The following is a 19,766-nucleotide window of genomic DNA, read 5'->3' on the forward strand; positions in this document are numbered from 1 at the left end:
TTAAGTAGCTGGTTATAATTAAATTAAAAATGGATTTTAGGTTCGATCCCCCCTTAATCCCCCCTTGATAAGGGGGGTGTCTGATAATTTTTAACGCCTACCTACTTAAGTTATCAGTTCACTGATTACTGATTACTGTTTACTGATTACTGTTTACTGATCACTGAAAAAAGCTCCCCACTCCCCACTTTTATTTGCTGGTGGTTTGAAAACGTTTCCAAACAGGTTCGTAACTTTGCAGAGCTTTCATATACTGTACCCGTTCAAAAGCGCTCGGATCTGGGCAATTCATTTGACTCATACTGCCAATTAACTGCTCGATCGATTCATACTCATTTTCTTCCAACCAATGCAATAAACCCTGTTCGATCTTGGTAATTTCCTCCAAACCGTGGCGTAATAAAACACTAACTAACATGGTCGCTTTTGCCCCCACCATCATCATTTTGATCACGTCGATGGCGTTATGAATACCACTGGTAGCGGCAAAATCCGTCGGTACACGACCGTAAAGCATGGCAATCCAGCGCAGGGGTAAACGCATTGCTTGGGGATTACTGAGGATAATATTGGGGTGAACATCTAAGGTTTCTAAGTCGATATCCGGCTGATAGAAACGGTTAAATAATACCAACCCATCGGCCCCCGCTTCCGCTAATTGTTTAGCCATATTGGCCGTATTGCTAAAGTAGGGACTTAACTTCATCGAGACGGGAATTGATACCTCCGATTTGACAATTTTGAGGATATCAACATAGTTTTGTTCGACGTGATTTCCGGTTAATTCTAGGTCGTTGGGAACATAATAAATATTCAACTCCAAAGCATCAGCGCCCGCTTGTTGAATTTGAATGGCATACTCCAACCATCCCCCAGAGGTCTCACCGTTGAGACTGGCAATAATCGGAATATCGACCATTTCTTTGGCTTTGCGAATATGGTTAAGATATTCGTCGGAACCAACGTGAAAAACCTCCGGTTCGGGAAAATAAGTCAAAGCTTCCGCAAAACTCTCGGCTCCGTGGGTAAAATGATGGTGTAGAGCCAGTCTTTCCTGTTTAATCTGCTCCTCAAAAAAGGAGTGTAGAACCACGGCAGCGGCTCCAAAGTCTTCCATTCTCTTGATATTGTCGATATCCTCGCTCAAGGGTGCGGCCGCACCGATGACTAGCGGCGATCGCAATTGTAAACCCATGTAGGTAGTGTGTAGATTCATAACTATTCCTTGCTCCCTGTACCTTTTGCTGCTAGATACTGATACATTTGCCAGCGCGTATCCACATCTGCTTGTGCTTCTTTGAGCAGACGTTTAGCTTCCTCCGGCTTACTGGTGGCCAACATCTTAAAGCGATTCTCCGAGTAGAGAGTTTGCGCTACGGTAAGCTTAGGCGCACGGCTGTCCAATTGTAGGGGATTTTTGCCTTCTTTAGCTAAATCGGGATGATAACGGTACATTAACCAGCGACCGCTTTCCACCACTTCTTTTTGATGGTTCATGGCGGTGGTCATGTTGATCCCGTGAGCAATACAGTGAGAATAGGCGATAATTAACGATGGCCCGTTATAAGCTTCCGCTTCTAGGAAAGCTTTGATAGTTTGCTCGTTTCTTGCCCCCATAGCCACGCTGGCCACATAGACGTTACCGTAGGTCATGGCCATTAAACCGAGGTCTTTTTTCGGTCCCGGTTTGCCACCAGAAGCAAATTTAGCTACAGCGGCGCGAGGAGTAGCTTTTGAGGCCTGGCCGCCCGTATTCGAGTAAACCTCCGTATCCATGACCAAAATATTCACATTGCGACCACTAGCTAAAACGTGATCTAAGCCACCATAACCGATGTCGTAGGCCCAACCGTCACCCCCGACAATCCAGACACTTTTCTTGACCAGATAATCGGCGACGGATAACAGCATTTTCACCTGCGTGGTCGGGGTTAATTGCCCTAAACGGGATTTTAAGGCCTCTACCCGTTGCCGTTGTTCGTAAATTTCCGCTTCATCCACTTGGTGACAATTGAGAATATCTGCCGCTAGACTTTCTCCGATTTCACTAGCGAGGGTTGCTAACAGTTCGGCGGCAAATTCTGCCTGTTTATCGATGGAAACCCGGAATCCTAAGCCAAATTCGGCATTATCTTCAAAGAGGGAATTCGACCAAGCTGGACCGCGACCTTCGGCGTTAACTGCCCAGGGCGTTGTCGGTAAATTACCTCCGTAGATAGATGAACAACCGGTGGCATTAGCCACTATCATGCGATCGCCGAATAGCTGACTGACCAATTTAACGTAGGGAGTCTCACCACAACCGGCACAAGCACCAGAAAACTCAAAGAGAGGTTCCTGCATTTGCTGATGGTTAATTTTGTTGAGATTTAGGCTTAATCGGTCTGGATTAGGCAAATTAAGGAAGAAATCCCAGTTGACTCGTTCCTGTTCCCGCAGGGGCAATTGGGGAGCCATATTAATCGCTCTTAGACGCGGTTGCGATTTGTTTTTAGCGGGGCAAACATCGACGCAAAGACCGCAACCAGTACAATCTTCGGCGGCCACTTGGATGGTGAATTTGAGCCTCTTCCAGTCGTGATCCTTGGCATTAGCGACTTTAAAGGTTTCCGGGGCCGTGGCTAATTCGGCCTCATCATAGACTTTTGAGCGAATAACGGCGTGGGGACAAACGAGAACGCATTTACCGCACTGAACACAGACATCAGCGTCCCAAACGGGGATTTCTTGGGCAATATTGCGTTTTTCCCATTGGCTAGTGGCGGTGGGATAAGTACCATCGTTGGGAAGGGCGCTAACGGGCAATTCCTCCCCGTGACGGGCGATAATTTTGCCGAGGACTTCTCGGACGAAAGCGGGTGCGGTGTCGGGAATCGGAGGTCTTAATTCAAAAGCTTCCGGGGTGACAGTGGCGGGAATTGGCACTTGATAGAGGTGTTCTAGGGCAGAATCCACAGCTTTGATGTTCATCTGCACGATTTCTTCGCCTTTCTTGCCGTAGGTCTTGCGGATGGCTTTTTTGATTTGTGCGATCGCCTCTTCCCGAGACAAAACCCCCGCCAGAGCAAAGAAACACACCTGCATCACGGTATTAATCCGACTGCCCATCCCCGCTTCTTTGGCCACTTGAGTAGCATTAATCGTATAAACTTGCAGATTTTTATCGATGATAGTTTGCTGGAGATTGCGGGGTAGGTGACTAAATACCTCCTCCGGTGGATAGGGACTATTGAGGAGAAAAATTGAGTTCGGTTTAGCGGTTTCTAGCAGGTCAAATTGTTCGATAAATTCCCACTGATGACAGGCGATAAAGTTAGCATCAGTGATTAAATAGGTAGAGCGGATCGGCTCCGGTCCAAAGCGTAGGTGAGAAACGGTGACGGAGCCAGATTTTTTGGAATCATAGACGAAATAACCCTGGGCATAATTATCAGTATCTTCACCGATAATTTTAATTGAATTTTTGTTAGCTCCCACCGTACCATCGGAACCTAAACCGTAGAAAACCGCCCGCACTACTTTGTCTGGTTCGGTGGAAAAACTGCGGTCATATTCCAGACTAGAAAATGTGAGATCATCAACGATACCAATAGTGAAGTGATTTTTCGGTTTGTCGAGATTTAAGTTATCAAATATACCGGCAACCATGGCGGGGGTAAATTCTTTGGAAGATAAACCGTAGCGTCCTCCCACAATTTTCGGCAGCTGACCTTCGTAGTCTTCCATAAAGGCATTTACCACGTCTAAATATAGCGGATCGCCCCCAGCACCTGGTTCTTTACAGCGATCTAAAACGGCTATTTTTTTCACCGTAGTGGGCAAAGCTGCCAGTAATTTTTCCGCGGCAAAAGGACGATAGAGACGAACTTTTAAAACCCCAACTTTAGCCCCATTTTGATTTAGATAATCCACGGTTTCATGGACGGTTTCTGCTCCCGATCCCATTAAAATAATCACTCTTTCGGCATCGGTCGCACCGTGGTATTCATAAAGATGGTATTGCCGTCCTGTTAATTGGGCAAAACGATCCATAATTTTTTGAGCGATATCGGGACAAGCATGATAGAAAGGATTGACGCTTTCCCTTGCCTGGAAATAAACATCGGGATTTTGTGCCGTGCCTCGTAACACCGGTCGATCGGGAGTTAAAGCCCTTTGACGATGGGCAATAATTAGGTCTTCATTTATCAGTTCTTTGAGAGTTTCATCGCTAATTAATTCGACTTTTTGCACCTCATGACTGGTACGAAAACCATCAAAAAAGTGTAGGAAAGGAAGCCGCGTTTCTAGGGTAGTGGCTGTGGCGATCGCTGCTAGATCATGAGCTTCTTGAACGGAATTAGCCGCTAACATAGCCCAACCCGTACTTCTGGCAGACATAACATCACTATGATCCCCAAAAATTGACAACCCTTGGGCTGCTAAAGCACGGGCCGCCACATGGACCACTGAAGAGGTTAATTCCCCCGCAATTTTGTAGAAGTTGGGGAGCATTAATAATAATCCCTGGGAGGAAGTGAAAGTAGTAGTTAAAGAGCCTGTTTGTAGCGCTCCGTGCAGGGTTCCCGCTGCCCCACCTTCGCTCTGCATTTCGATTACGGAAGGGATGGTTCCCCAGAGATTAGCTCTGCGTTCGGCAGCCCAACTATCGGACCATTCACCCATAGGCGAGGAGGGAGTGATAGGATAAATAGCGATCACTTCACTGAGACGATAGGCAACGCGTGCAACAGCTTCGTTACCATCTATGGTTGCATAGGTTTTTTTTGTCATGTGTTCCCCTTAGTTTTTACGATATTTGTCGGGATTTTAAGTTTTTTTACGGCTCAATTTCGCACTAAATATCCTCTCGTTTCCCTGACAACCGAAGGATTTTCTTTGAGCGTCGCTTTTGACTCCCTATCTACTATTGGACGCTTACGGCAGACAGGCTTAAGTAGAGCAATTTTTCTGTCTCCACCTCGATCATTATCCAGATTCTCGGCTTTCTAGCAATTCGTTATTTTTTCTTAATACGCTGCTGAGTTTGCCGGCAATTGCCACCGGGATTAATTAATATTCAGAATTGAGATAAAAATTAATGATACTTTTTTAAAAAAAGTGCTAGGTCAGAAGATAAGCTGTTGACTATCTAAATTACTCGTTAAGACTGTCTATGAGAAGGGAGAAGGAATTATGAATTATTAATTATGAAGTGGGGAGAAGGGAGACTTTTCAGTTATCAGTGAACAGTAATCAGTAATCAGTGAACCGATACGGACTTTCTCGTAAAGGTGAAGCACAGATTAACCCTTGCTAATCAAGTATTGTAGCCGCAAGAACGAACCTCATCTATCTGAGAAACGCTGTAACTCGCATCTGATAACTGATAACTGATAACTGATAACTGATTCAAGGCTGACGACCGTCTCCTAACCAAGCACGACAATTTTTGATTTTTGCAAGAGATCTAATAACCAGTTGATTTAGTCAGCCGATGAAGTTAAGATGTACTAGGTTAAACACAAATGAACTAAAGTACAAATTATCTTAACCCAAGGATAGGAAAATAGATCATGACTAACCTCGAAACCCTTACTCAAGCGCAACAGGAGTTGTACGACTGGCTAATTGAGTATATTCGCACTACTCAACACGCCCCTTCCATCCGGCAAATGATGCGAGCGATGAATTTACGCTCTCCCGCACCGATTCAAAGCCGTTTAGAACGTTTACGCGCCAAAGGCTATATTGATTGGACAGAAGGAAAAGCACGCACCCTGCGGATTCTCAAACAACCAGTGCAAGGTTTACCGATTCTAGGCGCGATCGCTGCTGGTGGTTTAGTGGAACCCTTCACCGATGTGGAAGAAAAACTCGATCTTTCTAACCTGTTTCAACGCAGTCAAGACTGTTATGCCCTGCGCGTTTCCGGAGACAGTATGATCGAGGATCATATTGCCGATGGGGATCTGGTGATTATGCGTTCTCTCACAGGCGATGAAGCCGTCTCCAATGGGGAAATCGTCGCCGCCAGAGTCGAAGGCCACGGCACTACTTTAAAACGTTTCTACCAAGAAGGGGAAATCATCACTCTCCAACCCTCCAATCAAAAATATCAACCAATTACAGCCAATACTGAACAAGTACAAGTGCAAGGGGTTTTAGTTGGTGTTTGGCGCGGTTATTAGCCAAAACTGGGGCGCACTCAAGCGCCCCGATAATTGTTCCTCACCTTGCTCCCGCAAAAGAATCGGGTTGGCAGACTAGGATAATATAAGGGTTTTAGCCTATCCGGAACTCAGGTGTCTTAAATTTTATGCCCAAAAAACAGAAATATCCCCATCTCTTGGGATCAAAATGGACGGCAAAACAAAAAACATGGGGCTGGCGACATTTTCAAGTGGTCAATCGTCAAAATCGCGGTCAATGGGTTTTCGCCGAATTAGTCGCTTCCTGCGATCCGACTGTCCGCTTCTGGATTAATGCCAAACAGTTGCAAGACGCAAATCTCTGGCAATCAGGTTGGCAAACCCTGACGGAAATCAACCAACCCGACACCGCCGACGAGATTATCGTAAATTAATTTCACCAAAAGTTAACACTTGTTTATACTCAGGGCTGGCTGAATATCAGTAGGAGCTTTGCTAGAAAAGGGTTTTGGGCTTTTTTTTGCCAAAAAGTGCCAGAAACAAACGTTGAGAAATCGATCGGAGGGACTCAAAACCCTGGCACTTTCCGGAGGCGAACGCAAAGCGCTCGCGTAGCGAGAATGCGAAGGATGCGGCTTCCTAGCGTGCGAGGTCATTCTGTTATTCTGACTTCCCCGACCGACGACCTATTCCTAACCCCACCAACAGATTTTTTCAGCAAACCCCACTTAAGCAGCATTGACTAGGCTGGAGCAAAAGCCCTATAATGCCGGAGTCTAAGTAGGGTCTGCTGAAAAAGTTTTTCGGTGGGGGCAGGGTGTGGAGTGTAGGGTGTAGGGTGTAGGGTGTGGGGTTTTAGGGATTTTGAGGGGGTCAATTACCTAATTTTCAGGGAAAAAGTACCTGAATTTTACCCCCGATCACTCCAATGGTTGGCACTTTTTGAGGTCAAAAAAGTCTAAAAGTCTTGCCCAACAAGGTTTTTAGATTTATTCAGCCAACCCTAAGTGGGGAGGCACAATTATTTGTAGGATGGGTTAGCGCACTTCGTAACATAATTGGGCATTGGGTTTCATGCTTCAAACCAACCTACGTTCATCTGATATTTAATTCCACCCACCCACTTAGGTTGCCAATGTAGTAACTGAGCAATGACAAAAGAACAGGGTCGCCTACAGGTCGATAACCAACAGGGCAGGCAAATCTAAGCACCGAAATCTCTTGTTTTAGGCTTGGAAAGATACCCCCTCTTTGAGAGATTCTCTTAAAATCGATTGTTGGTGTGTGTTAGCAAAAAAGTATTGTAAAGTTTCAATACAAATATAGTTATATCTAGTCATTCATGGTAATATGTACAGACAAAACTATCGGACTAGGCAAAAAAAACAGGAATAAGTTATCGAACGGCTTGGAGGTGGTGGAAACAAGGGAATTTAACAGGCTATCAATTGCCTTCCGGTACAATTATCACAACGGATAACAACCCTTCAAAACCCGACGCTGAGTTAAAAGACAACGGATAACAATGTTAGTAGCAGAAAGACACATTATCAAGAAAGGACATCGATTTTGGGCTGAAATAGATAATTGATCTTGGCAGTCTAAAAATCTCTACAACTCAGCCAATTATTTAATCCGACAAAACTTCATTTATAGCCATGGCTATTTGACCTATAATCAGATGGCCTCTCTGAGGTCAGACACAGAACAGTATCAAGCTTTACCTGCTAAAGTTTCCCAACAAGTTTTAAGAGGATTAGACCGGAACTGGAAATCATTTTTTGCCGCTTCATCCGAGTTTAAAAGTCACCCCGATAAATTTCTGGTCAGACCCAAAATCCCTGGCTATAAAGAGCCAAAAAAAGAAGGACGAAATCTCTTAGTTTACACAATTCAAGCCATCAGCAAAGTAGGTCTTAAGCAAGGATTAGTCAAGCTATCAGGTACTTCAATTGCGTTGCCGACGAGAGGGTTAGAGCGCCTAGCAGAAGTCAGAATAGTTCCTAAATGTGATTGTTATGTAATCGAGGTAATTTATGATAAAACCGAACAGTTCTTAGCTCCTAATGAAAAGATAGCTGCGATAGATTTAGGCATAGATAGGGTTGGCTGAATAAATCTAAAAACCTTGTTGGGTAAGACTTTTAGACTTTTTGTCAATCAAAAAGTACCGGATATGGGAGTGTTCGGGGGGAAAATTCAGATACTTTTTCCCTGAAAATTAGGTAATTGACACCCTCAAAATCGGTAAAACCCTACACCCCACACCCTACACCCCACACCCTACCCCCACGAAAAACTTTTTGCCGCAAACCCTAGATAATTTGATGGCTGTAACTTCAAATCAACCGGATTTTATCCCTTTGTTGATTAATGGCAGACCGTTAAAAAGCCTGAATCAATTTTATAACCAACGTCGAGCTAAGTTACAATCTCTGTTAAAAGGTAATCGTCAAAGTTCCCAGAGGATTCGCCGTTTAACTCGATGTCGAAATCAGAAAGTAGATGATTATCTTCATAAGGCTACAGGAAAAAGAATTTCGCGAGGGTTATATCGTACAGATAGAGGATTTCTTTGCCAATCTGATGTCATGGGTTCCTACAACATTTTGCGAAAAGCATTCCCAAATGCGTTTAACCGCTATGGGATAGAGAGGTGCGTAGTTCACCCAAGGAGAATCAATCTCTCGAAGTAAAAGTGAAGGGAATTTCTGAAATGGAATTCAGTCTGTCTATAGTTGACTATACTTTTACTAACTATTACCAACATAACAGACAAAATCCTCATGCGAACCTTAGCGATCGGCGATATTCATGGTTGCTCGAAAGCTCTAGATCACTTGCTAGAGATCGTCAATCCCAAACCGCAAGATACTTTAATCACCCTTGGTGATTACGTTAATAAGGGTAGAGACTCGAAAGGGGTGATCGATCGCCTGATTTCCCTACATAAACAGGGAAATTTGATTCCCCTCAAAGGTAATCACGAGATTATCATGCTGCAAGCCCGTCATAACCCCCTCAAACAGCGTCTCTGGTTAGAAAAAGGCGGTAAAGCTACTCTAAAATCCTACAGCGAAGGCCACCTGATTAAAATTCCCGAATCCCACTGGGATTTTTTAGGAAAAGTCTGTATAAATAGCTACGAAACGGCAAATCATTTATTTGTTCACGCTAGTCTCGATCCCCATCTACCCCTGGCCAGACAACCAGAATACAAACTCTTTTGGGAGAAATTTCAACATCCCGCCGCCCATAGTTCGGGAAAAACCATGATTTGTGGCCATACCAGCCAAAAAAGCGGTAAACCAGTTAATCTCGGCCATGCCATTTGTATTGATACTTGGGCTTACGGCAAAGGTTGGTTAAGTTGTTTAGATGTGGAAACGGGGAAATTGTGGCAGACTAACCAGCGAGGAAATTTTCGCATTAGCCATATTCAAGATTATTATCGTTCATCCTCTCTAGGTCAGGACATTAAGGACGGTTCGCCGATTTTTGGCCGTTCACTCTTGTCAAGAGCGGCAGCAATGACATTTAAGGGCAAATAACTGGGGTAAACTCCCTCGCGAGCGCGTTTAATATCCGTTTCCTCTAGGGGAAGTTGGTATTTAATCGCAATTGCCTTGAGGATATCGCCGCGATCGATCACTCCTGCTACGGCGGAGGCCGGTGTTAACACCGTGATCATGCGGTCTGGGATAGTTTCCAGTTTCTGCACCACTGTCACTAAGGGGGTTTTTTCCTCAACAGTGGCAATTTCCCCGAGGGGATGGGCAATATCAAGCAGTTGTTTTTCTGACCAGAAACTGCGCTCGATCGCCTGTAAATCTGCCACTCGAATTAATCCCCGATAACGCCCCTCGGAGGCGGCAAAATAAGCAGTATTAGCCGCTGCTTGGTCTAAAACGTATTCTTGGACGAATTCCTCTAGGGTTTGATGGGCGTTTAAAACCCGCAAATTTCTGCTCATCACCTCTCCCGCTTGCAAATTGAGGAGACTTTCCTGTAAATTAGTCAAATTATCGTAGGCACGGGCATTTCTGAGGATAAACCAGCCGATTAATCCTAACCAAGCACCCCCCACGTCTGCCGTCAAGAGAACCAAGAAAATCCCCAAAATAATCCCCAACCAACCGATGAATTGACCACTGATCGCAGCCCAATGTAAACCTTTCCAGCGATCGCCCGTTGCTTGCCAGACCATTGCTTTGAAAATTTGACCGCCATCGAGGGGTAAACCGGGGATAAGATTAAATAGAGCCAAAAACAGGTTAATTATCGCTAAATGACCGCATATATAGGTTAAATTAGCGTTTAAATAGGGTAAGTGACTGGCTAGGGATAAGAGACAAAACAGGAGAAAACTGACGAGGGGTCCAGCGATCGCTACTTGCAGGGCCTCTGGAGGAGTCCGAGATTCTCGATCGATCGAGGCCATACCTCCAAAGAGAAACAGGGTAATGGAATTGACCTCGATGCCTTGGCAACGAGCCATGAAACTATGACCTAATTCGTGGAGTAAAACCGAGATAAACAGCAATAAAGCCATGATTAAACCAAGTAACCACGCTAAACCGAAACTCTGGGCGGCCAGAGACTGAATTTCTGCATCGGTGGCATTGATCAGGGTGACAAAAGCCAAAATCAGAAACCACGAGGAATCAATATAGATAGGAATGCCCAATAAAGAGCCGATTCGCCAATTTGTACGCATAATTTTTAGTGGGGAAGTGGGAAGTGGGGAAGTGGGGAAGTGGGGAAGTGGGGTGTGGGGAAGTGGGGAAGTGGGGAAGTGGGGAATGGGGGAATGGGGAAGTGGGGAATGGGGAAGTGGGGAATGGGGAAGTGGGGGAATTCAACTAAAACCCTAAAACCCTAAAACCCTAAAACCCTAAATCCCTAAATCCCTAAATCCCTAAATCCCTAACCCCTAACCCCTAAAACCTGTCCCCTTTTAAGACATTTGGAAAATAAAAGTCATTTTGTCCCCTTTACCGAGGGAAATGCGATCGCCAGCCCGGAGACGATGACGATTGCCGGGGGGTAGGGGATTGTGATTAACGTAGGTTCCGTTGGCGCTGCCGGTGTCTTCAAGGTAATAGATGCCCGCTTCGACGCGGATATCGGCATGAACCCGGGAGACGATATCAGAATCGGGAAAACCGGAAACATCGATATCGGGGGGAATGCGATCGTTAGGTTTGCCGATATGAATTACCGATAGATGTAGGGGTAATTCAATTTTGCTATCGGTTTGCAGGTGCTGGAGACTAGCTATTTCCGTCTGTAAGCGGGTGGCAGCCGGAACCGGTGGAGGAGCAACAGGAGGAGGTGCGATCGAGGCGACGGTGGCTGTAGGGACTGGTGGGACGGGTTCCGGTTCCGGTTCCGGTTCGGCCTCGGCTGCCACCATGGGAACGGAATTAGGCTGTAAATTGTAGCCACACTGACCGCAAAAGGTGGCATCAGTTTGGATGGTTGCCCCACAACTAGGACAGGAAGACATCCGCGGCAAGGGAGTGTAACAGGCCTCGCATTGACTGGCCTCATCGGGGTTAGTATGTTCGCAATTAGGACAAACGATCATTTTTAAGGAAAAAGGAAAAAGTTAAAAAGCAGATTAGGGTTTTAGGGTTTTAGGTGTTGGGGTGTTGGGGTGTTGGGGTGTTAGGGTGTTGGGGTGTTATACCAAATTTCTAAATCCATGACAGACATCCACGCTCGAATGCTTGCCAAACCTTCATTCGTTGTGACGCGAATAAAGAAAAATGGTATTAAGGTTTTGGGGTGTTAGGGTTTTAGTTGAAATTCCCCCATTCCCCCATTTCCCCATTTCCCCATTTCCCCATTTCCCCATTCCTCCATTCCCCTATTCTCTAGACAAAAGAGGAACCAGCGGCCGCATCGAGTAACCAATATAATTCCCCGGCCGGGGGGTGGATGAGACGGGAAGGATAGGAGAAAGAGTCACCATAAGCAGAGAAAATCTCATGTAGAGCGGGGCGTTTACTTTCGCCAGCAGCGATAAAGATCACACAACGGGCATGATTGATCAGGGGAACGGTAAAAGTTAAGCGGGGATTGCCGTCTTTCTCGCCGACGGTGATACAGCGATCGCTCACCGTTAAAGCTGCCGTGTGGGGAAAGAGAGAGGCAGTGTGACCATCATCGCCCATTCCCAATAAAATCAGGTCAAAAACCGGAAAATCGGGAGAATTGACCCCAAACCATTGGCGGAGATGATCATCGTATTTTTGGGCGGCCAGCTGGGGATCGGGGTCATCCGTGGGCATAGGATGAATATTAGCGGCCGGGATCGGTATGCGATCGAGCCATGCTAACCGGGCCATGCGTTGATTACTGTCGGGATGATCGGGACTAACGTAGCGTTCATCTCCCCAGAAAACGTGAATTTTTGACCAGTCGAGGGGTTGAGAGGATAAAGCTTCGTAGAGAGGTTTCGGGGTACTACCGCCGGAAAGAGCGATGGTAAAATAGTCCTGTTGGTCGAGGCTGGTTGTGATTTTTTCCAGAACCAGCGCCAGAGATTTTGCGATCAGAGCTTGTTTATCAGCTAAAACTTCCACCAATTTCTGCATGGGTTTTGTTATCAACTCAGGGGGGCTGTCTTTACTATAGGCTAACCATTGAGGACTCATCTGAGAGCTTGGGAAAATTTTATTCGGCTCTCTTGGACATTGGCTGAAAAATGTTCACGATGTTACATTATGGGCGCAAGCGCTGCGCCCCTAGCGCCGCGCTTGGTGTGATTGGTAGGGGCGTATAGCGTACGCCCTTTCTTCGCTCAGATAAGCTTATCACCATAACTCCAAGAGAGCCTTTTATTCTTTGACGGCCTCTGTCTTAGGTAAGAGATACGGGGGGAAACCTCATCTGAGAGCCTGGAAAAATTTTATTAGACCTCCTGCAAAACTAAGTTATCGAGGCGCTATCGGGTCAAAATATCTAAAAGATCAGATAAATTTGACATAATCTTAGGTTTTATGGATAGCAGAGTTGTCTCTTGTCTTTTTTATCTTCCTGTCTCCGAGTATCCTATCGACCGTCTCCTCGCCTAACGGAAGATTTTTGATTTTTGCGGGAGATCTATTCTTTGACAGGGATAAGTTTACCGATACCATATTGAGGTAATATTTCTAGAGTCGATTCTCGAAAGGGGTTGACAAGCAGAACGATTTAACGTAGGGTTTAGCGGGAGGTTAAACGAGAGTTAACTAGAAATTGCAGTTTGTCAGAGTTCCTCTGTCGGCAAAATCCTTCCGCGAATCCCCAGCGAGAACTTTTAAACAGACTAATGAATCTATTCATTGACATACCATTACAGAAACAGCGATGAACAGCTTTACTTCTTTGTCCCTGAAATTAACGGGATTGGTTTTCATTATTTCCTTCCTTTTGGATGGGTTTATCCTGCCGCTGCCCTATCGATTCAATCAATCCCAATGGCAGGTAGGGTTCGTCACCACCTTTGTCGATCGAGGAATTGTTCCTCTTCTGGGTATCGTTCTCGTTTTAATCGCTTACTGGATTGACGCTAACAATAAAGATGTCATTCCTAGAAAATCCCGCTTTGAATTGCGTTGGCCGATCTTTATTTTTTCCACACTGTTAGGTTTAGTTTTTCTGTTGATGATTCCTGTTCACATCAATAATATCAACCAGATTAAAAACAACGCTTTGACTCAAATTGAACAGGGTGTTGACCAAGGGGAGGGACAAATTCAGGCTTTCTTAGCCCAGTTAAATACGCTATCGCAAAATCCCCAACTATTAGAACAGCAGATCTCTCAGAGAAATCAAGTAATTGAAACTGGTCGTTTCCAAGGACAACCGATCAGCACAGAACAGTTACAGACCCTCCGTCAACAAAGAGACCAATTAACTAATTTACGGGATTTATCCAAAAAACCGAAGGAGTTTAAACAGGGATTAGATGATATCAAAAATCGGCTACAAACTCAGCTGCAAGATCGACAAAAACAGGCGGAAAGTCAAGCTAACTTGGAGGCTTTGAAACAGTGGTTAAGAATTGGTATTCAAAGTATGTTGCTATCGATTTGCTATAGTTTGATCGGTTGGTTAGGCATTCGAGAACTAGGTAGTGTGAAAAAACGCACTGCCTAAGCAGGGGATTTATCTTAATGATGAAGTATAAAGTTTTCGTTTTCGGGAGCCAAAATTCTCCGAGTCAGGAGACGAGCGCACACAAGAGCATACTTCATCCTTAGGTCAAATCTCTAACTCCTTAAATATTCAGCCACAGGGCATCAGCACATGATGCTCTTTTATTTTTTATTAAGTATCTAGGGGTTGCTGAAAAAGTTTTTCCTGGGGGTAGGAGTCGGTCGTCAGGGACCGGCTACTGACTTGAAAGAGGGTGTAGGGTGTGGGGTGTAGGGAAGGAAACCTCTTTCATCTGTGGGGGTGAAAATTTTTTCATCGGGACTGACTCCTGACGACCGGCTACTGACTCCTAACCTCACCAACAAACTTTTTCAGCAAACCCTAATTAGAGATTTTTCAGTACAAAGGCTCTAAAATGGCCAGTGCCAGTTATTGGCCTGAAGACTTGTTTTTTCAGTCTTGTGGCTTTATCATGGGTACTGTGTGGTGTGTGTGATGTGAAGGAGTAAGATGACTGCTAATAGCCAACTTATCTCCGTCAAGGCTCTACAAGCTTTGATGAAGCGAGGGTTCAAACCTTCGGTCTCCGGTAGACGGCATCAAAAATCTTGGTTAATAGCTTTAGACGGCGATACCTCAAAACGATTATTCGATATCGTTTTCTCCCTATCGGTTCTAATTTTCTTTTCGCCGCTTTATTTAATCTTAGCCTTATTGATCGCGATTAGTTCCCCCGGTCCGATCTTCTATGTGCAGAAGCGCGTCGGTCAAAACTTCCAGCATTTCAACTGTATCAAGTTCCGTACTATGGTAATGGATGCGGATAAGGTATTAGAGAGACTGATGGAAGACTCCCCCCAACTGCGGGCGGAATTCGAGGATAATTTCAAGCTTAAGGACGATCCCCGCATAACTTGGATTGGCAAATTTCTCCGCTTAACCAGTTTAGACGAGTTTCCCCAATTCTGGAACGTCCTGCGAGGAGATATGAGCGTCGTCGGTCCGCGGCCTTTAGTTCCCGAAGAATTGCAGAAATATGGCAATCGCATCGACAAAGTTTTAACTATTCGCCCCGGTTTAACTGGTTTATGGCAAGTTTCTGGACGTAATGACATTCCCTATCCCATGCGCGTGCAGATGGATGTGTATTACGTTAATTCCCGTAACTGGTTAACCGATATCTGGGTAGTCTTCAAAACTATCGGTGTTGTGGTTTTTCCCAAGAATAATGGTGCTTACTAAAGCAGTGAATAGTAATTAAACATTACTCACTGCTGTTTCAATGTAATTAATCGCTAGACTGGAGGAGAGAAAGGCAGGACTTGCTTTTTTCTCCTCTTTTTTTGAGAAAGATGATGACAGTAATTAGGGTTTGCTGAAAAAGTTTTTCCTGGGGTGTGGGGTGTTTAGGTTTATTCAGCAAGCCCTAAATACAATCGAATCCCTTTCGGATAATTATCCTAGTATGAGAACATGGATTGTTCTTAAGGAGCTATCTAAGTCATGACGATCACTACAGAAGATTTGCTGTTATCTTTGCCGCTAGTTAGCAGTGAAGAAATGTTAGCTGAAATAAGTTTTTTAAAAGTAGATTTAGAAAGACTATTTAGGGTTTGCTGAAAAAGTTTTTCCTGGGGGCAGGGTGTAGGGTGTGGGGTGTGGGGTGTAGGGTTTTACCGATTTTGAGGGGGTCAATTACCTAATTTTCAGGGAAAAAGTCCAGGAATTTTTCCCCCGATCACTCCCAGATCCATTACTTTTTGATGGCCAAAAGGTCTAAAAGTTTTACCCAACAAGGTTTTTAGATTTATTCAGCAAACCCTATTTACTTCCGATCAATCCCTTAATTTACCCAAGGAATATCAAAATGATTATTTAAAAATTACTGAAGTTATAGAAAAAATTAGAGCAGCTCAAACTCCACCTCAAGCGGAGAATATTTATTCTCTTGAATATCAACCAATAACAAAAAAGTTTCAAGCTAAGTATTGTGAATTTTTGTCTGCTGATAGCTTAAAAAAATGGACTATAATGATAATTATTTACAGGGTTTTATCGAGTTAATTCGAGTGAAGAAAATACTGTTAGATACTTTGTTAAAATCAACAGATAAATCCGCTCAATATAATCGTATTTGCTTCGGTCTTACCATACTCTCAGAGATAATAATAGAAAAATATATTGGCTATTTTCCCCACAACTCCCTAGAATCTTTTAAGATGATCGCCAAGGCTTTTTTAAATGATCCTAGCTTGCAACCAGAGAAAACAAGTCAGTTTAAGCAAGTTTTAATCTCTTTAAAGAATACGGCTAGAGCAATCCTCTGGCAAATACAAGAATAGGAAAATCAAGAAACTGAACCTCTCAATTGGACAGACTTTTATACCTCGAATAAATCCGATACTGATCAAGTGCAGAAACAAAAAAATCAGCCAGCGATCGCATGGGCAAAATCTCGCTTAGAACAGTTAGAAAATCTGAGAAAAGTTAAGGGATGGGATTAAAAGAGTGATTGTAATTCTGGACTCTAATCAAAGAAAAATATCCCAATCGTCAGGTTATTATTGCCACCAAAAATATCAAAGATTTTCAAAACGTTAATCATTGCCCCCTCTGGCAAGATATACATTGTTAAAGCGAAATTGCTTGCTTTCATTTTTTTTAATAATAATTATAGATCCAAGACAATCTATTTACACCTGAAAAATTCCCCCATAATCTTGAGAAATTTTTGATCAATTGGGACTCGATCGAGGATAATTAGAAAAAGTATTTTGACTCATAACCAAATCTAATCAAGAAGCCCAGTGACGATTCCCCTGCTAGAGTTGTTTGTATTCGCCACCGTTTTGTGCGGATTTTTAGGAACATTCCTGAAAAAAAACTTAATCATGAAGATTATCGCCATGGATGTCATGAGTACGGGCGTTATCGCCTACTATGTGGTGATAGCTTCTCGTGACGGTTTATTTACTCCCATCCTCGGTACAGTTAAACAGCAAAATTACGCCGATCCTGTACCCCAAGCAGTGATTTTAACAGCGATCGTCATCGGTTTTTCCATTCAGGCGTTAATGCTGGTGGGAGTAATGAAATTAGCCAAAGATCACCCCACCCTAGACAGTGCTGAGATAGAAAAAAATAACACACCATGAATACTTTAACGATCGCTTGGATAAGTTTACCCTTTTTGATCGGCTTTATCATCTATTTATTGCCGCGATTAGACAAATATCTGGCTCTCGCCACTACTATTATCTCTCTGGCCTATTCTCTCCTTCTATTTAGCCAATCCTCCCCCATAACCCTCAACCTCCTAGATAATTATGGCGTGAGACTGGTAGCCGATCAGTTAAGTGCCTATTTTATCCTCACTAATGCCCTGGTGACGATGGCAGTTATTTTTTATAACTGGGAAAGTAGCAAAACCGCCTTTTTTTACGCCCAAGCTATCATTCTCCACGGTAGCATTAATTCTGTCTTCGTCTGTGAAGATTTTATTAGCGTTTACGTTGCCCTAGAAGTAATTAGTATTGCCGCTTTTCTGGTGATTGCCTATCCTCGCAGCGATCGCTCTCTCTGGGTTGCCCTGCGTTATCTGTTTATCAGCAATGTGGCGATGTTATTTTACCTCATTGGCGCAGTTTTGGTCTATAAAGCCAATAATTCCTTTGCTTTTGCCGGTTTAAAGGGCGCACCTCCCGAAGCCTTGGCTTTAATCTTCATGGGATTATTAGTCAAAGGGGGAATCTTTGTCTCGGGATTATGGCTACCGATGACACACTCGGAATCGGAAACCTCCGTTTCGGCGCTGATGTCGGGGGTGGTGGTAAAAGCTGGCATTTTTCCCCTCCTGCGCTGTGCTTTAATCCTAGAGGATTTGGATCCCCTAATTCGGCTTTTAGGGGTGCTAACGGCGATTTTTGGCGTATCCTACGCAGTGTTTGAAAAGGATAGCAAGCGGATGTTAGCCTTCCATACTATTTCCCAATTAGGTTTTATTTTAGCCGCCCCGGTAGTCAGTGGTTTTTATGCCCTTACCCACGGTTTAGTTAAATCTTGCCTATTTCTGTTAGCGGGAGTTTTACCCAGTCGCAATTTTAAAGAATTACAGCAACAATCGATTCCTAATTCCCTCTGGATTGCCCTAGTGGTTGCTAGTTTTTCTATCTCTGGATTCCCCCTATTATCCGGTTTTGGGGCGAAAGCGTTAACGATGAAAAATTTAGTCCCTTGGCAAAAAATTATGATCAATCTTGTGGCTGTGGGGACGGCGATTTCCTTTGCTAAATTTATCTTTTTACCCCACGCGGGTGGCGAAAGTAAACAGAAGCTAACTATCGGTTTCTGGATAGCAATAATTCTACTCCTTGCCGCCCTATTTTTATCCAATGCTGTCTATGTTGAAGCTTATAATCTCCCCAGTATTATCAAAGCTTTAGCCGTCATCGGTGCCGGGTGGTGGTTATATCTGGTAGTTTTCAAAAAGTTATCCCTAAAATTATCACGAGCTTGGGAACAATTTGATAATATCGTCGGTATGATGAGTATAATGTTAGTTCTATTATTTTGGATGGTATTGGCATGATTGGACATATAATTCTGCGTTTAACTATGTGGTTTTTGCTCACCGCTAATTTTACCCCTGCTAATATTATGATCGGGGTGGCTATTGCTTTTCTTTTGCCCCGTAATTTCGCCTCTAGCGAAACTTTAGGCGATTGGTTAAAGGTAATAATTAAAGTTTTTATGGCTATTCCCCAAGCTTATAAAGAAGCGTTTGAAATTATCTTTCGTCCCCACAAGGAAGAAGAAATTATTTTAGAGAGAATTTCGGGTAAACGTTCACCCAGATTAGCTTTTTGGGATATATTTCTCATTACCTTTACCCCGAAAACTATTGTCACCGAATACAAGGAAAATGAGGGTTATGAAGTTCATGTAATTAAACGGAGTCAACAGGGATGAATATTGTTCTCATTGCCATGATTGTCGCCCTATTAATTCCCCTTTATGAAGTGGCAAAAAATGATGACATCTGGCAAAAAATGGCCGCCTTTGCCAGTGCTTCCAGTAAATCATCGATTATTATTCTAGTAGTTTCAGTATGGCGGGATGATTGGATGATTGGAGTGGTTGCAGTGATTATTCTCAGTGTCGGTAATGCCGGTTTTATGTTATTAGCACAAATTCTTAAACGACTGAACGAATCATGATTAACATTTTGAGTTATATCTGTATCGCTATCGGAGTTTTTTTCTGGTTTTGGGGAACGGCGCATCTTTTAGACAAGCGCTCGGTATTATATAAATTACACGGTCTATCTGTCGCTGATACATTAGGTTCCATGGCGATTATTTTCGGGCTACTTTTGAAAGTTCCCCAAAATTGGCCTTTATTATTATTGGCAATAATTTCCTTAGCAATTTGGAACACCATGTTAGGCTACGTTTTAGCTTATACTTCTAGCGAGCGAGAGTAAAATTA

Annotated in this window: 21 protein-coding genes; 14 read left to right on the forward strand and 7 right to left on the reverse strand. The window is 43.8% G+C overall.

Going from position 1 to position 19,766, the window contains the following annotated elements; genetic code table 11:
* Positions 1-190 precede the first annotated feature (190 nt).
* Entirely contained in the window at positions 191-1,216 is a 1,026-nt protein-coding gene (locus GQR42_RS04275; RefSeq protein WP_158199029.1) for a dihydroorotate dehydrogenase-like protein, read from the reverse strand.
* A gap of 2 nt (positions 1,217-1,218) precedes the next feature.
* Positions 1,219-4,773: a pyruvate:ferredoxin (flavodoxin) oxidoreductase gene (gene nifJ / locus GQR42_RS04280; RefSeq protein WP_158199030.1), complete on the reverse strand. Its 3,555-nt coding sequence runs from the start codon at positions 4,771-4,773 to the stop codon at positions 1,219-1,221.
* A 782-nt stretch (positions 4,774-5,555) separates the two neighbouring features.
* On the opposite strand from nifJ, the gene lexA reads away from it, so the two are divergent.
* The 5 genes from lexA (at position 5,556) to GQR42_RS04305 (ending at position 9,682) form a co-directional block, all read left to right on the forward strand.
* A complete protein-coding gene (lexA, locus tag GQR42_RS04285; RefSeq protein WP_158199031.1) occupies positions 5,556-6,170 on the forward strand; it encodes a transcriptional repressor LexA in 615 nt (204 codons plus the stop codon).
* Between the two features lie 128 nt (positions 6,171-6,298).
* The gene (locus tag GQR42_RS04290; protein WP_158199032.1) at positions 6,299-6,565 is read left to right on the forward strand and encodes a TIGR02450 family Trp-rich protein; all 267 of its coding nucleotides are present in this window, start codon (positions 6,299-6,301) and stop codon (positions 6,563-6,565) included.
* 1,232 nt (positions 6,566-7,797) lie between these two features.
* Complete coding sequence (locus GQR42_RS04295; RefSeq protein WP_233271262.1) at positions 7,798-8,244, forward strand: hypothetical protein; 447 nt, start codon at positions 7,798-7,800, stop codon at positions 8,242-8,244.
* Positions 8,245-8,458: 214 nt separating this feature from the next.
* The gene (locus GQR42_RS04300; RefSeq protein ID WP_158199033.1) at positions 8,459-8,827 is read left to right on the forward strand and encodes a transposase; all 369 of its coding nucleotides are present in this window, start codon (positions 8,459-8,461) and stop codon (positions 8,825-8,827) included.
* Between the two features lie 90 nt (positions 8,828-8,917).
* Positions 8,918-9,682 carry a metallophosphoesterase family protein gene (locus GQR42_RS04305; protein ID WP_158199034.1) on the forward strand — a complete coding sequence of 255 codons (765 nt, stop codon included), beginning with the start codon at positions 8,918-8,920 and terminating at the stop codon, positions 9,680-9,682.
* Here the strand turns inward: GQR42_RS04305 and GQR42_RS04310 are convergent.
* Positions 9,601-10,848, reverse strand: coding sequence for a site-2 protease family protein (locus GQR42_RS04310; RefSeq protein ID WP_158199035.1), 1,248 nt, complete (start codon positions 10,846-10,848; stop codon positions 9,601-9,603). The two genes, GQR42_RS04305 and GQR42_RS04310, sit on opposite strands and share 82 nt — an antisense overlap.
* Here GQR42_RS04310 and GQR42_RS04315 point away from each other — a divergent pair.
* Positions 10,811-11,005, forward strand: a complete 195-nt coding sequence (locus GQR42_RS04315; protein WP_158199036.1) for a hypothetical protein — start codon at positions 10,811-10,813, stop codon at positions 11,003-11,005. The two genes, GQR42_RS04310 and GQR42_RS04315, sit on opposite strands and share 38 nt — an antisense overlap.
* Positions 11,006-11,088: 83 nt before the next feature.
* Here the strand turns inward: GQR42_RS04315 and GQR42_RS04320 are convergent, their stop codons facing one another.
* Both GQR42_RS04320 and pgl read right to left on the reverse strand, forming a co-directional pair.
* Positions 11,089-11,721, reverse strand: a complete 633-nt coding sequence (locus GQR42_RS04320; protein ID WP_158199037.1) for an FHA domain-containing protein — start codon at positions 11,719-11,721, stop codon at positions 11,089-11,091.
* Between the two features lie 289 nt (positions 11,722-12,010).
* Positions 12,011-12,733: a 6-phosphogluconolactonase gene (gene pgl / locus GQR42_RS04325; RefSeq protein WP_158199038.1), complete on the reverse strand. Its 723-nt coding sequence runs from the start codon at positions 12,731-12,733 to the stop codon at positions 12,011-12,013.
* A 754-nt stretch (positions 12,734-13,487) separates the two neighbouring features.
* On the opposite strand from pgl, the gene GQR42_RS04330 reads away from it, so the two are divergent.
* Together GQR42_RS04330 and GQR42_RS04335 are read left to right on the forward strand one after the other, a co-directional pair.
* Positions 13,488-14,279 (forward strand): HpsJ family protein, encoded by a 792-nt coding sequence (locus GQR42_RS04330; RefSeq protein WP_158199039.1) that lies wholly within the window; start codon positions 13,488-13,490, stop codon positions 14,277-14,279.
* A gap of 510 nt (positions 14,280-14,789) precedes the next feature.
* Complete coding sequence (locus GQR42_RS04335) at positions 14,790-15,521, forward strand: sugar transferase (RefSeq protein WP_158199040.1); 732 nt, start codon at positions 14,790-14,792, stop codon at positions 15,519-15,521.
* 46 nt (positions 15,522-15,567) lie between these two features.
* On the opposite strand, the gene GQR42_RS29395 is transcribed toward GQR42_RS04335, so the two are convergent.
* Complete coding sequence (locus tag GQR42_RS29395; RefSeq protein ID WP_257792614.1) at positions 15,568-15,702, reverse strand: hypothetical protein; 135 nt, start codon at positions 15,700-15,702, stop codon at positions 15,568-15,570.
* A 598-nt stretch (positions 15,703-16,300) separates the two neighbouring features.
* Between GQR42_RS29395 and GQR42_RS28310 the strand changes: the two genes are divergently transcribed.
* Entirely contained in the window at positions 16,301-16,621 is a 321-nt protein-coding gene (locus GQR42_RS28310; protein WP_233271263.1) for a hypothetical protein, read from the forward strand.
* A gap of 185 nt (positions 16,622-16,806) precedes the next feature.
* Here GQR42_RS28310 and GQR42_RS29400 read toward each other — a convergent pair whose 3' ends face one another.
* Positions 16,807-16,935 carry a hypothetical protein gene (locus GQR42_RS29400; RefSeq protein ID WP_257792615.1) on the reverse strand — a complete coding sequence of 43 codons (129 nt, stop codon included), beginning with the start codon at positions 16,933-16,935 and terminating at the stop codon, positions 16,807-16,809.
* 151 nt (positions 16,936-17,086) lie between these two features.
* Here GQR42_RS29400 and GQR42_RS04345 point away from each other — a divergent pair, with 151 nt between their 5' ends.
* The 5 genes from GQR42_RS04345 to GQR42_RS04365 are packed head-to-tail and all read left to right on the forward strand — an operon-like array spanning position 17,087 to position 19,761.
* Positions 17,087-17,434, forward strand: coding sequence for an NADH-quinone oxidoreductase subunit K (locus GQR42_RS04345; RefSeq protein ID WP_199273267.1), 348 nt, complete (start codon positions 17,087-17,089; stop codon positions 17,432-17,434).
* On the forward strand, positions 17,431-18,867 hold the full coding sequence (locus tag GQR42_RS04350) for a cation:proton antiporter (RefSeq protein ID WP_158199041.1): 1,437 nt from the start codon (positions 17,431-17,433) through the stop codon (positions 18,865-18,867). Before GQR42_RS04345 ends, GQR42_RS04350 begins: the two co-directional genes overlap by 4 nt.
* Entirely contained in the window at positions 18,864-19,247 is a 384-nt protein-coding gene (locus GQR42_RS04355) for a Na+/H+ antiporter subunit E (RefSeq protein ID WP_002752062.1), read from the forward strand. Before GQR42_RS04350 ends, GQR42_RS04355 begins: the two co-directional genes overlap by 4 nt.
* Entirely contained in the window at positions 19,244-19,495 is a 252-nt protein-coding gene (locus GQR42_RS04360) for a hypothetical protein (protein ID WP_158199042.1), read from the forward strand. Before GQR42_RS04355 ends, GQR42_RS04360 begins: the two co-directional genes overlap by 4 nt.
* Complete coding sequence (locus GQR42_RS04365; protein ID WP_158199043.1) at positions 19,492-19,761, forward strand: monovalent cation/H(+) antiporter subunit G; 270 nt, start codon at positions 19,492-19,494, stop codon at positions 19,759-19,761. Before GQR42_RS04360 ends, GQR42_RS04365 begins: the two co-directional genes overlap by 4 nt.
* The last annotated feature ends 5 nt before the right edge of the window (positions 19,762-19,766 follow it).

This window comes from Microcystis aeruginosa FD4 (assembly GCF_009792235.1).
Classification (GTDB): domain Bacteria; phylum Cyanobacteriota; class Cyanobacteriia; order Cyanobacteriales; family Microcystaceae; genus Microcystis; species Microcystis viridis.

Coding starts and splice junctions, on each gene's coding strand:
- GQR42_RS04355 (WP_002752062.1), top strand. CDS start 18,864: ATGATTGGACATATAATTCTGCGTTTAACTATGTGGTTTTTGCTCACC.
- GQR42_RS04310 (WP_158199035.1), bottom strand. CDS start 10,848: ATGCGTACAAATTGGCGAATCGGCTCTTTATTGGGCATTCCTATCTAT.
- GQR42_RS04360 (WP_158199042.1), top strand. CDS start 19,244: ATGAATATTGTTCTCATTGCCATGATTGTCGCCCTATTAATTCCCCTT.
- GQR42_RS29400 (WP_257792615.1), bottom strand. CDS start 16,935: ATGAAAGCAAGCAATTTCGCTTTAACAATGTATATCTTGCCAGAGGGG.
- GQR42_RS04365 (WP_158199043.1), top strand. CDS start 19,492: ATGATTAACATTTTGAGTTATATCTGTATCGCTATCGGAGTTTTTTTC.
- GQR42_RS04350 (WP_158199041.1), top strand. CDS start 17,431: ATGAATACTTTAACGATCGCTTGGATAAGTTTACCCTTTTTGATCGGC.
- GQR42_RS04305 (WP_158199034.1), top strand. CDS start 8,918: ATGCGAACCTTAGCGATCGGCGATATTCATGGTTGCTCGAAAGCTCTA.
- GQR42_RS04330 (WP_158199039.1), top strand. CDS start 13,488: ATGAACAGCTTTACTTCTTTGTCCCTGAAATTAACGGGATTGGTTTTC.
- pgl (WP_158199038.1), bottom strand. CDS start 12,733: ATGCAGAAATTGGTGGAAGTTTTAGCTGATAAACAAGCTCTGATCGCA.
- lexA (WP_158199031.1), top strand. CDS start 5,556: ATGACTAACCTCGAAACCCTTACTCAAGCGCAACAGGAGTTGTACGAC.
- GQR42_RS04335 (WP_158199040.1), top strand. CDS start 14,790: ATGACTGCTAATAGCCAACTTATCTCCGTCAAGGCTCTACAAGCTTTG.
- GQR42_RS04315 (WP_158199036.1), top strand. CDS start 10,811: ATGCCCAATAAAGAGCCGATTCGCCAATTTGTACGCATAATTTTTAGT.
- GQR42_RS04275 (WP_158199029.1), bottom strand. CDS start 1,216: ATGAATCTACACACTACCTACATGGGTTTACAATTGCGATCGCCGCTA.
- GQR42_RS28310 (WP_233271263.1), top strand. CDS start 16,301: ATGGACTATAATGATAATTATTTACAGGGTTTTATCGAGTTAATTCGA.
- GQR42_RS04320 (WP_158199037.1), bottom strand. CDS start 11,721: ATGATCGTTTGTCCTAATTGCGAACATACTAACCCCGATGAGGCCAGT.
- nifJ (WP_158199030.1), bottom strand. CDS start 4,773: ATGACAAAAAAAACCTATGCAACCATAGATGGTAACGAAGCTGTTGCA.
- GQR42_RS04300 (WP_158199033.1), top strand. CDS start 8,459: ATGGCTGTAACTTCAAATCAACCGGATTTTATCCCTTTGTTGATTAAT.
- GQR42_RS04290 (WP_158199032.1), top strand. CDS start 6,299: ATGCCCAAAAAACAGAAATATCCCCATCTCTTGGGATCAAAATGGACG.